Below are 11,707 nucleotides of genomic sequence, written 5' to 3' on the forward strand. Positions count from 1 at the left end.
GGCGCACGGGTCGGCGCACCAGCGGTAGTGGCTGCCGGACTTGCGACAGTACCGAGGGAATCCGCACGCACCGCGGCAGACCCGGGGACACATGTGGCGCCACCCCGGACGGGGTGGCGCCACATGCGTCCGTGACCGTCAGCTGTTCTGACCCGAAGGACGGCGCAGCAGGGTCTCCCTGCGGGCCGCGAGACGGGCCGTCAGGCTCACCCGGCGGGCCGAGGCCGCCCAGACGACACGGATGGCTGAGCGGGGTGCGAGAAGGGCGCGGAGGCGGGCAGGGCGGCTCGCCGAGGTGCGCAGGGCGTCCGCGATGCGGCGCGCGTCGTCCGCGAGGCCTGCCACCGGTCGGGGATGCGGGGCGTAGAGAACCTGTTCCACGGCTGCCGCCAGCCGGTGCACCGCGTCCGACGCCGTCGGATCGAGGCCCCCGAGACGGACGATCCGGGCGGCGGCCTTGCGTGGCGTCTGCGACTCGTCCGGCGCGATCCCGTGGTCCCACGCCGTATCGGTCACCTCCTGCCAGACGCCCAGCGTGTACGCCGCCGCGTCCGCCTCGGTGCGGCCGTGCCCGCCGAGCCGAACGGCCCGTATCCGCATCCGCCAGAGCATCGGCAGCAGCGGCACCGCCAGGACCAGGAGCCCCGCCAAGGTCAGCCCCAGGATCTTGAACCACGGCCAGTTGTCGTCGTGGGAGCTCGCCGTCGCCGCCGCGGACTCGCTCGGGCACGCCTCCAGCTTGCGCTCCTGTGCCGTGCAGCTCTCGCTCGCCGACGGGGCACTGGAGGGCGCCGCGGACGAGGACAGCGTGGGCTTCGGAACGGCCGGCACGCTGTTGCCGGGGGTGTCCGTCTGGGTGTACTCCGGCACCGTGCCCCGGTTCGGGGTCGGTTCGAAGCGGGTCCAGCCCACTCCCTCGAAGTACAGCTCGGGCCAGGCGTGCGCGTCGCGCAGCCCCACCGACATCGAACCGTCCGCCTGCGGGGAGCCGGGCGTGAAGCCCACCGCCACACGGGCCGGTATCCCCAGCGTCCGGGCCATCGCGGCCATCGCGAAGGAGAAGTGGACGCAGAAGCCCTCCTTCTCCTTCAGGAACCGCGCGATCGCGGCGGAGCCGCTGCCGACCTGCACCTGGGTGTCGTAGCGGAAGTTGCCGCTGACGGCGAAGTAGTCCTGGAGCTTGACCGCCTGCTCGTAGTGGTTGGCCGAGCCCTCGGTGACCTTCCGCGCGGTGTTCGCCACCACCGCGGGCAACGACTCCGGCACCTTGGTGAACTCGCGCTTCATCGCCGCCGACGGCTCGGGAGCGCTCGCGAGCTGCGCCGCCGTCGGCTGCACGACCAGGCTCGTCACCTCGTACTGCAGGCCGCGGGTGTTCTGGCCGTGGTCCCCGACGAGGGTGCGTCCCACGGGCTCGTACCGCCAACTGCCCTTGATGTTGACCTTGCTGGCCGGGTACGGCATCGGGAGCCAGTCCTGCGCGTACCAGTCGGCCGCCGAGATACGGGTCTGGATCGAGGCCCGCTGGATGTCGCTCCCGAGGCCGACCGGCGTCGGGAAGGTGTCCGGGACGTCCTGGATGCGCCGTTGGGCGGGCTTCCAGGCCGTGCCGTCGAAGTCGTCCAGGGAGACGATCCGCAGATAGAGGTCCTGGGTGTCGTCGGTGTTGGTGCGGTACGTCATGACCGTGCGGTCCTCGTCCACGTTCAGACTGTCGCGGAGCGAGACCAGCGGGTTCACCGCGGAGATCGTGCCGCCGCCCCCGGAGCCCGAGCCCACGCCCGTCCCCGCGCCGTCCAGCAGGCCGCCGTCGAGTGAGGGCAGGCCGAGCGGCACCACCAGGGCGATGCCCAGCGCGACCGCGCCGATGCGCCGCCCGGTGCGGACCGGCGCGACGGCGCCGCCGGCCGAGTCGGGGCCCGGTGTGCGGGTCGCCCCGCCGAAGACGCGGCCCCATTGCGAGAGCCGGTCGCGGCCCTCGGCCAGCAGCAGCATCAGATAGCCGGCGGCCGCGAGCAGGAACCACAGCCATGCGGCGCTGCCGCCGGAGAGCCCCGCGGCGACCGAGTACAGCGCGAGCAGCGGCAGTCCGGCGGGTGCCGAGCTGCGGTACGTCACCGCGAGCGCGTCCACCGCGAGCCCGATCACCAGGACGCCGCCGATCAGCATCAGCCGGATGCCGTCGTGCAGCGGCGCCGGAATCGAGTACCGCCCGACGTCGTCGGCGCCCTCCTGCAGCAGCACGCCGAACTGGTGGAAGACCTCGGGCGCCGGGACGATCCCGGCGACGGCCTGCTGCCGGGCGAAGGCCAGCGTGAGCATCATCAGCGTCACCAGCGCCTGCACCGCCACGGTCAGCGGCCGGGCCAGCGGAACCCGCCGGGTCAGCGCGCCCACACCGGTCTGCACCGCCAGCAGGAACGCCGCCTGGAAGATCCAGGTCGCCGGGTCGACCAGAGGCAGCAAGGCGCAGGCAGCCATCAGCGTGGCCGCCGCCGCGCACAGTGACAGTCGTGCACGCCCGCTCATGAGCCGTCGCCCCCCGCCGTACTCCCCGTCGACGCGACGTGCGTGCGCTGTCGGTCGGCCTCCCGCCACAGGTCGGCGATCCCCGCCCCCCGCGGCACCGTCACGGCGGTCCAGCCCGCCTCGCGCAGCATGCGCAGTCGATCCTCGCTCTGGTCCAACGGGCCGGGGACATCGCTCGGTTCCCGTACCCAGGTCTCACTGTCCAGCAGGAAGGCGACGGCCCCGCCGCTGCGCTGGCGCATCTTGCCGAGCACCGTCGCCTGCTCCTCGTCCAGATCGCCGAGGAAGGCGATCAGCAGCCCTTCGTTTCCGCCGCGCAGCACGTCGTACGCCCGGGAGAGCCCGGTGCCGTCCGAGTGGTCGATGACCGCGAGCGTGTCCATCATCATCCCGGCCGCGTCGGCCGACTCCTGGCTGGCGCCCGCGAAACCGTCGGCCCCCTCGCCGGGTACCGAGTTGCCGGTATCGGTCAACAGCCGTACCGAAAAGCCCCGTTCGAGCATGTGCACCAGCGTCGACGCCGTGCCCGAGACGGCCCACTCGAAGGCCGAGTCGGGGCCCGCGCCCTGGAAGGCGATGCCCCGGGTGTCGAGCAGCACCGTGCAGCGGGAGCGCTGGGGCTGCTCCTCGCGGCGGACCATCAACTCGCCGTAGCGCGCGGTCAGGCGCCAGTGCACCCGGCGCAGGTCGTCGCCGTAGCGGTACCCGCGCGGGATGATGTCGTCCTCGCCGGCCAGTGCCAGCGAGCGCTGCCGTCCGTCGCCGTACCCCTTCGCCTCGCCGGTCAGCCGCACCGGCGGCAGCGCCTCCACGCGCGGGATGACCGTCAGGGTGTCGTACGTCGAGAAGGAGCGGGTCAGCTCGCACATGCCGAAGGGGTCGGTGAGCCGCAGTTGCAGCGGCCCGAGCGGATAGCGGCCGCGCAGGTCCGAGCGCACCCGGTAGGACACCTCGCGCCGTCCGCCGGCCTCCACCCGGTCCAGGACGAAGCGGGGCCGCGGACCGAGCACGTACGGCACCCGGTCCTGGAGCATCAGCAGTCCGGTGGGCAGCCGCGAGACGTTGTCCATCCGCAGATGGACGCGGGCCTCGGAACCGGCGGGCACGCGCGCGGGGGAGAGCCTGCGACTGCCCGCGACCCGGTAGCGGGTGCGGTACAGCACGGTCGCGCAGACCAGCGGCAGGACCGAGAGGAGCAGGCCGACCCGGAGCAGATCGCTCTGCCCCAGGACGTACGCGCAGATCGCGGCGGCGACTCCGGCGGCCAGGAAGGAGCGCCCGCGCGTGGTGAGCCCGGCGAGCGCGGTGCGCAGCCCGCCTTTGTCCTCCTCGGCGGTCTGCCCCGTGCCCGCTTGCGTCATCAGAGCCTCCGGGGCGGCTGCTGGCCGTACGCGGGCGTACCGCGGCCCATCGTGAAGCCGGACTGCTGCTGGGGAGCCACGGGAACGGGGGTGCGCTGCAGGATCTCCTGGACGACCTGCTCGGCCGTGCGGCGGTTCAACTGGGCCTGAGCCGTGGGCAGCAGACGGTGGGCCAGGACCGCTACGGCGAGCGCCTGGATGTCGTCCGGCAGCGCGTACTCCCGGCCGCTCAGGGCGGCGGACGCCTTCGCCGCGCGCAGCAGGTGCAGCGTGGCACGCGGCGAGGCGCCGAGTCTGAGGTCGGGGTGCGCGCGCGTGGCCGCGACCAGGTCCACCGCGTAGCGCCGCACCGGGTCGGCGACATGGACCGTGCGGACCGCGTCGATCAGCTTCACGATCTCGTGCGCGTGCGCCACCGGCTGGAGGTCGTCCAGCGGGTTCACCCCGCCGTGGATGTCCAGCATCTGCAACTCGGCGTCCGCGCTGGGGTAGCCGATGGAGACGCGGGCCATGAAGCGGTCGCGCTGGGCCTCGGGCAGCGGGTAGGTGCCCTCCATCTCGACCGGGTTCTGCGTGGCCACCACCATGAAGGGGCTGGGCAGTTCGTAGGTCTGCCCGTCGATGGTGACCTGGCGCTCCTCCATCGACTCCAGGAGCGCGGACTGCGTCTTGGGCGAGGCGCGGTTGATCTCGTCGCCGATCACGATCTGGGCGAAGATCGCGCCCGGTTTGAACTCGAAGTCCCGGCGCTGCTGGTCCCAGATGGACACACCCGTGATGTCCGAGGGCAGCAGGTCGGGCGTGAACTGAATGCGTCGCACCGAGCAGTCGATGGACTTCGCCAGCGCCTTGGCCAGCATGGTCTTGCCGACGCCCGGAACATCCTCGATCAGAAGATGTCCCTCGGCGAGCAGCACGGTCAGCGAAAGCCGTACGACCTCAGGCTTGCCTTCGATCACTCCTTCCACCGAACTGCGGACACGCTCCACAGTGGCGGTCAGATCCGTAAGGCTCGCTCGATCGTCATAGGTCGTCACCCGGCCCTCCTCGGCCCTTTCCCGGGCCGACGCCCTGTGCGGACCGGCCCACCCCGAAACACGGACACCACGCGCGGAAAGTTCCGCGTGACGCCACACCCGCATTCTTGTTGCCGTTACCGGTTCGTGTCACTCGCCTGTGGATAACTGGCCGCGATATGTCAGGTCTTACGGCTCTTTGGGCGCCGGAAGGCCGGGGTTCTTTCGTGAAGAGAGAGTCCCACGAGGTGCCGAGGGGCGCCGACCTGGGGTCCGGCGGAGCCGGTCAGGTGGGGTCGATCTCGCGCATCAGGCCGGTGGTGACGTCGAAGACGAAGCCGCGTACGTCATTGGTGTGCAGCAGGAACGGGGAGGTGCGCACCCGCTGCATCGACTGCCGTACGTCCTGCTCGACGTCCCGGAAGGCCTCGACCGCCCAGGCGGGGCGCTGGCCGACCTCCATCTCCAGGTCGTGCCGGAAGTCCTCGGTGAGGGACTCCAGGCCGCAGCCGGTGTGGTGGATGAGAACCACACTGCGGGTGCCGAGCGCCCGCTGGCTGATCGTGAGGGAGCGGATCACGTCGTCGGTGACGACACCGCCGGCGTTGCGGATGGTGTGGCAGTCGCCCAGCTCCAGGCCGAGCGCGGCGTGCAGGTCGAGCCGGGCGTCCATGCACGCGACCACCGCGACGTGCAGCACGGGACGGGCGTCCATCCCGGGATCGGTGAACGCGGCGGCGTACTGCTGATTCGCATCGACGAGCCGGTCGGTGACGGTGCCGTCTGTGGCTATGGCGCCTTCGGGTTCGGTAGGAACGGATGCAGAAGTCGTCATAGCTATGACGTTACTGGTCACAGGCAGAGGAGTCCTGCTGTGAGAGGGGACAAAGAACGTCATCGTGGCTTGTTGTGAGGTAACCCACACGGGCGGTGTCGGCGCGCCCATAAGGGTGATTACCGCGGATTTGCGGCTTCATCGGGAGTAGGCCTCGCGACGCGCATGCCGGTTGATTGACCGCGAGACACCGTGGACTAAAGTGACGCGAAGCGGGAGGCGAGGCTCTCCCTGCTGGACTGTTATCCCCCGGAGACCCGGCGCTTTTCCGGTGTCTCCTCGCGTGCGCGGCGCGTACGTACGGCTCGGCCTCCTCCCGCTCCCGGTCGGCTGACGCCACTCACCCGGCGCCAGCAGGCCTCCCCTTCTCGAGCGGGCGGGGACCCGGCGGTGCGTGCGGCCGCGCGGACCTGAGAGGGCCCCTTGAGCCAGAGTCGACACGTCCCGGTGATGCTCCAGCGGTGCCTGGACATGTTGGCCCCGGCCCTCGCCGAGCCGGGAGCCGTGGTCGTCGACTGCACCCTCGGGCTCGGCGGCCACAGCGAAGCCCTCCTCACCCAGTTCCCCGAGGCCCGTCTCGTGGCCCTGGACCGCGACAAGGAGGCGCTGCGACTCTCCGGGGAGCGACTCGCCCCCTTCGGCGACCGCGCCACCCTGGTGCACGCGGTCTACGACGAACTCCCCGACGTACTCGACCGCCTGGGCATCCCGCGCGTCCAGGGCGTCCTGTTCGACCTCGGCGTCTCCTCCATGCAACTCGACGAGGCGGACCGCGGGTTCGCCTACGCGCAGGACGCCCCGCTCGACATGCGCATGGACCAGACGACCGGGATCAGCGCGGCCGAGGTGCTCAACACCTACCCGGCGGGCGAACTGGTGCGGATCCTGCGGGCGTACGGCGAGGAGAAGCAGGCCAAGCGGATCGTCTCCGCGGTCGTGCGTGAACGCGAGAAGGAGCCCTTCAGCAACAGCGCGCGGCTCGTCGAGCTGATCCGCGACTCGCTTCCGCAGGCCGCCAAGCGCACCGGCGGCAACCCCGCCAAGCGCACCTTCCAGGCCCTGCGCATCGAGGTCAACGGTGAACTCAGCGTCCTGGAGAGGGCGATCCCCGCGGCCGTGAAGTCGCTCGCCGTCGGCGGCCGGATCGCCGTGCTGTCGTACCACTCGCTGGAGGACCGGCTGGTCAAGCAGGTCTTCGCGGCCGGCGCCGCCAACACCGCGCCGCCCGGACTGCCGGTCGTGCCCGAGCGCTACCAGCCCCGGCTCAAGCTGCTCACCCGCGGTGCCGAACTTCCCACCGAGGAAGAGGTCGCCGAGAACCGGCGCGCGGCGCCCGCCCGGCTGCGCGGGGCGCAACGCATCCGCGAGGACAACGCCGAGTGAGGCGCGGGGAGGGGGAGGGCGCGTGAGTCGGAAACCCAAACTCGCGGGATGTCGTGGGTTGGATGTCCAAACCCGCGGGATGCTGCGGGTTGGGAATCCAAACTCGCCAAGCCCTCGTGAGTGGGGAAGTCAAACCCGCTCGGCTGCCGTGACGCCTGGAAACCAAACCCACCGAGCGGCTGTGACGTCGGGAAACCAAACCCACCGAGCGTCCGTGACATCGGGAAGCGCAACCCGCCAAGGGGCCGTGCAGTCGGGAAACCCATCCCGCCGAGCGGCCGCGAACTCGGGAAGCCGAACCCGCAGGGAGGGCGTGTGAGCACGAAACCCGAACTCAGGGGACGGGCCGCCCGGCTCACGCGGCTGCTGCCGGCCGGTGCCGGACAGGCGGCCCGTACCCCCTTCGTCCTGTTGGTCGTCCTCCTGCTCGGCGGCGGCCTCATCGGACTCCTCGTGCTGAACTCCGCGCTCAGCGAAGGGTCGTTCCGCCTCGACGACCTGCAGAAGGACACCAAGAGCCTCACCGACGAGGAGCAGGCGCTCCAGCGGGACGTGGACGCCTACGCCGCCCCCGACGCCCTCCAGCGCCGCGCCCGCGAGCTGGGCATGGTCCCCGGCGGCGACCCGGCCTTCCTCAACCCCGACGGCACCGTCAAGGGCGTCCCGGGAGCCGCCGCCCAGGAGTCCTCCGCATGGACCCCTCTGGTCCTCGCGCCCGAGGCCCTCTCCGCCTCCCAGAGCCAGAGCCAGAGCCTGAGTCAGAGCCCGAGTCAGGGGCAGGCGCAGGGGCAGAGCCCGTCTCCGAGGTCCGCCACGCAGCCGTCCGTGGCCGCCGTTCCGGCGACTCAGGCCCCCACCCCGTCCACGCAGTCCTCCACAACCCCCGGCAGGTGACGGAAGTGTCCGACAGGGAACCGCCGCGCCGCCATGTGCCCGGACCCGCCAGGCCCGTACGTCCCGGAAGCCAGCGGCGCCCGGGCCCCGGTGCCCGCCCCGCACGCCGCCCGGGCGCACCCCGCCCGAGCGCACTCCGGCCGAACGGCCCGCGCGTCATCCGGCTCGGCAGCCCCCGGCCACGCCTGCGCATGGTCAGCCTCGCGCTGACCCTGGTGATGATCGCCTTCGTCGTACGGCTGCTCCAGGTACAGGCCGTGGACGCGAGCACCTACGCCGCCAAGGCCGAGCAGAACCGGTATGTCGGGCGCACGCTGGCCGCCGAGCGCGGCGGGATCACCGACCGCAACGGCGTCGAGCTGGCGACGAGCGTGGACGCGTACGACATCACGGCCGATCCGACGATGTTCACGCAAAAGGCCACGACGGTGGCGGACGCCCCGGAGCAGGCCGCGGCGCTGCTCGCCCCGATCCTCGGCCAGGACACCGACACCGTCGCCAAGAAGCTGAGCGCGAAGAACACCCGCTACACCCTGCTCGCGCACCGCCAGACCCCCCAGGTCTGGAAGCAGATCAAGGACCTGAAGACCACGCTCGCGGCCAAGTCCCAGACCGACAAGACCACGGTGAACGTCCTCGCGGGCGTCCTCGCGGTCCCCGCCAGCAAGCGCGTGTATCCGAACGGCGATCTCGCCGCCGGGATACTGGGCTGGGTCAACGCCGACGGCAAGGGCGGCGGCGGCATCGAGCAGCAGCTGAACAAGGAGCTCACGGGCAAGGACGGCAAGATCCGCTACGCCCAGTCCGGCGGCCGTCAGGTGCCGACCGTGGACTCCACCGAGACGCCCGCGGTGGCCGGCTCCGACGTCGAGCTGACCATCGACCGCGACATCCAGTGGGCCGCGCAGAACGCCATCACCGAGCAGGTGAAGAAGTCCAAGGCGGACCGCGGGTACGTGATAGTGCAGGACACCCGGACCGGCGAGATCCTCGCCATGGCCAACTCGCCCGGCTTCGACCCGAACGACCTCTCCCAGGCCGACCCGAACGCCCTGCACGACTGGGCCATCGAAGACGCGTACGAGCCCGGCTCCACCGCCAAGCTGATGTCGATGGCCGCCGTCCTGGAGGAGAACGCGGCCACGCCCGACACGCATGTCGTCGTGCCCAACCGGCTGCACCGCGGCGACCGGCTCTTCCAGGACGACGTCGACCACAAGACCTGGTACCTGACGCTCAACGGCGTGCTCGCCAAGTCCAGCAACATCGGCACCATCCTGGCGACCGGCCAGCTCGGCAAGACGCAGAAGGAGGCCAACCAGGTCCTCTACTCGTATCTGCGCAAGTTCGGCATCGGCAGCCACACCGGGCTCGGCCTCCCCGGCGAGACGGCGGGCATCCTCGCGTCCCCCGACACCTGGTCCACCTCGCAGCAGTACACGATTCCTTTCGGCCAAGGCGTGTCGATCAACGCGCTGCAGGCGGCCTCCGTCTACTCCACGATCGCCAACGGCGGCGTACGCATCGAGCCGACGCTGGTGCGCGGCTCGAAGGGGGCCGACGGCCGCTTCACCCCCGCCGCCCAGCCCAAGAAGACCAGGGTCGTGAGCGAGAAGACGGCGAAGACCCTCGCCCAGATGCTGGAGTCCGTCGTGGACGACGAGCAGGGCACCGGCGCCAAGGCGCGTATCCCCGGCTACCGAGTCGCGGGCAAGACGGGTACGGCCAACCGCGTGGATCCGGCCACCGGCAAGTACAAGGGCTACACGTCCTCGTTCGCCGGTTTCGCACCCGCGGACAACCCGAGGATCACCGTCTACTGCGCGATCCAGAACGCCACCAAGGGCAGCTACTTCGGCGGCCAGACCTGCGGGCCCATCTACAAGCAGGTCATGGAGTTCGCCCTGAAGACCCTCCAGATCCCGCCCACCGGGGCCCAGGCCGCCAGACTGCCCGTCACCTTCACCCCGTGATCCACTGCGACCGCACGCCCTGATCAGCCCGCACGTACAACGGACCAGGAACAGCTCGTGACAACGATCACCCCGGCCCCCGGGAACCAGCCCCCGCCCAGCCCCTCACTTCGCTCCGGCGGGGGTGCGCCCGGTACGCTCACCGCCGTGCCACACGCTGATCAGTCCCAAACCACCCAGAAGGGCGTTCCTGTGACATATCCGGGACCGCCGCGACCGGTTCACGTCTCCGCCACACCCCTCGCGGAGCTGGCCGATCAGCTGGGAGCCACCGCCCCGGCGTCGATCGCGGAGGTCACGGGCATCACCCATGACTCGCGGGCCGTGCGCCCCGGCGACCTGTACGCCGCGCTGCCCGGCGCCCGCCTGCACGGCGCCGACTTCGTGACCCAGGCGGCCGGCCTCGGTGCCGTCGCCGTCCTGACCGACCCGACCGGCGCCGAGCGCGCCGCGGCCACCGGTCTGCCGGTCCTCGTCGTCGACGACCCGCGCGGCCGGATGGGCGAGCTGGCGGCCACGATCTACGGCCGCCCCGGGCGCGACCTGCTCCAGATCGGCATCACCGGAACCTCCGGCAAGACCACGACGGCGTACCTCGTCGAGGGCGGTCTGAAGACGGTCCGTTCCACCGGTCTGATCGGTACGGTCGAGATGCGGATCGGCGACGAGCGGATCAAGTCGGAGCGCACCACCCCCGAAGCCACCGACCTCCAGGCGCTGTTCGCGGTCATGCGCGAGCGCGGCGTCGAGGCGGTCGCGATGGAGGTCTCCAGCCATGCGCTGGTCCTCGGCCGGGTCGACGGCTGCGTCTTCGACATCGCCGTCTTCAACAACCTCAGCCCGGAACACATGGAGTTCCACTCCGACATGGAGGACTACTTCCGGGCCAAGGCGCAACTGTTCACACCGCACCGCAGCAAACTCGGCGTCATCAACCTCGACGACGAGTACGGCCGCAGGCTCGCCAAGGAAGCCGGCGTCCCGGTCGTCACCTTCTCCGCCGAGGGCCACCCCGACGCCGACTGGCGTGCCGAGGACGTCGAAGTCGGCCCCATGGACTCGACGTTCACCGCGGTCGGCCCCAAGGACGAGCGGATCACCGCCAGGTCGCCGCTCGCGGGCCCCTTCAACGTGGCGAACACGCTCGCCGCGATCGTCGCCCTCGCCGCCGCCGGACTCGACCCGCAGACGGCCGCCGATGGCATCGCCGCCGTGCCGGGCGTCCCGGGCCGCCTGGAGCGCGTGGACGCGGGCCAGCCCTACCTCGCCGTCGTCGACTACGCCCACAAGACGGACGCCGTCGAATCGGTCCTGCGCGCCCTGCGCAAGGTGACGAGCGGCCGCCTGCACGTCGTGCTCGGCTGCGGCGGCGACCGGGACAAGACCAAGCGGATGCCGATGGGCGCCGCCGTGGCCCGGCTCGCCGACACCGCCGTACTGACCTCCGACAACCCCCGCTCCGAGGACCCCCTCGCGATCCTCGCAACCATGCTCGCGGGCGCGGCGTCCGTGCCGGTACACGAGCGTGGCGAGGTCCAGGTCTTCGAGGACCGGGCCGCCGCCATCGCCGCCGTCGTCGCCCGCGCCGAGCCGGGCGACACCGTGCTGGTCGCGGGCAAGGGCCACGAGCAGGGCCAGGACATCGCCGGGGTGGTGCGTCCCTTCGACGACCGCCAGGTGCTTCGCGAAGCTATCCAGAAGACCCAGGGATGAACT

General features: G+C 71.3%; 8 protein-coding genes. 4 read left to right on the forward strand and 4 right to left on the reverse strand.

What is annotated here, in order from left to right:
- Positions 1 to 138: 138 nt before the first annotated feature.
- From OIC96_RS35390 to OIC96_RS35405, 4 genes are all read right to left on the reverse strand, one after another.
- Entirely contained in the window at positions 139 to 2,529 is a 2,391-nt protein-coding gene (locus tag OIC96_RS35390) for a transglutaminase TgpA family protein (protein ID WP_330303935.1), read from the reverse strand.
- Positions 2,526 to 3,890, reverse strand: coding sequence for a DUF58 domain-containing protein (locus OIC96_RS35395; RefSeq protein WP_330303934.1), 1,365 nt, complete (start codon positions 3,888 to 3,890; stop codon positions 2,526 to 2,528). Before OIC96_RS35395 ends, OIC96_RS35390 begins: the two co-directional genes overlap by 4 nt.
- On the reverse strand, positions 3,890 to 4,927 hold the full coding sequence (locus OIC96_RS35400) for an AAA family ATPase (protein ID WP_330303933.1): 1,038 nt from the start codon (positions 4,925 to 4,927) through the stop codon (positions 3,890 to 3,892). The genes OIC96_RS35395 and OIC96_RS35400 overlap by 1 nt, the downstream gene beginning before the upstream one ends.
- Before the next feature lie 265 nt (positions 4,928 to 5,192).
- Entirely contained in the window at positions 5,193 to 5,741 is a 549-nt protein-coding gene (locus OIC96_RS35405; RefSeq protein ID WP_330303932.1) for a beta-class carbonic anhydrase, read from the reverse strand.
- A 423-nt stretch (positions 5,742 to 6,164) separates the two neighbouring features.
- On the opposite strand from OIC96_RS35405, the gene rsmH reads away from it, so the two are divergent.
- The 4 genes from rsmH (at position 6,165) to OIC96_RS35425 (ending at position 11,704) form a co-directional block, all read left to right on the forward strand.
- Positions 6,165 to 7,124 carry a 16S rRNA (cytosine(1402)-N(4))-methyltransferase RsmH gene (gene rsmH / locus OIC96_RS35410; protein WP_330303931.1) on the forward strand — a complete coding sequence of 320 codons (960 nt, stop codon included), beginning with the start codon at positions 6,165 to 6,167 and terminating at the stop codon, positions 7,122 to 7,124.
- A gap of 315 nt (positions 7,125 to 7,439) precedes the next feature.
- Positions 7,440 to 8,018: a hypothetical protein gene (locus OIC96_RS35415; RefSeq protein WP_330303930.1), complete on the forward strand. Its 579-nt coding sequence runs from the start codon at positions 7,440 to 7,442 to the stop codon at positions 8,016 to 8,018.
- A gap of 5 nt (positions 8,019 to 8,023) precedes the next feature.
- Positions 8,024 to 9,991, forward strand: coding sequence for a peptidoglycan D,D-transpeptidase FtsI family protein (locus OIC96_RS35420; RefSeq protein ID WP_330303929.1), 1,968 nt, complete (start codon positions 8,024 to 8,026; stop codon positions 9,989 to 9,991).
- A gap of 192 nt (positions 9,992 to 10,183) precedes the next feature.
- The gene (locus OIC96_RS35425; protein WP_330303928.1) at positions 10,184 to 11,704 is read left to right on the forward strand and encodes a UDP-N-acetylmuramoyl-L-alanyl-D-glutamate--2,6-diaminopimelate ligase; all 1,521 of its coding nucleotides are present in this window, start codon (positions 10,184 to 10,186) and stop codon (positions 11,702 to 11,704) included.
- The last annotated feature ends 3 nt before the right edge of the window (positions 11,705 to 11,707 follow it).

The sequence above is a fragment of the Streptomyces sp. NBC_00775 genome (genome assembly GCF_036347135.1).
In the GTDB taxonomy this organism is placed as follows: Bacteria; Actinomycetota; Actinomycetes; order Streptomycetales; family Streptomycetaceae; genus Streptomyces; species Streptomyces lutosisoli.

What these genes read in the sequence shown, in the direction of transcription:
- OIC96_RS35390 (WP_330303935.1), bottom strand. Translation starts at nt 2,529, where the DNA reads ATGAGCGGGCGTGCACGACTGTCACTGTGCGCGGCGGCGGCCACGCTG.
- OIC96_RS35395 (WP_330303934.1), bottom strand. Translation starts at nt 3,890, where the DNA reads ATGACGCAAGCGGGCACGGGGCAGACCGCCGAGGAGGACAAAGGCGGG.
- OIC96_RS35405 (WP_330303932.1), bottom strand. Translation starts at nt 5,741, where the DNA reads ATGACGACTTCTGCATCCGTTCCTACCGAACCCGAAGGCGCCATAGCC.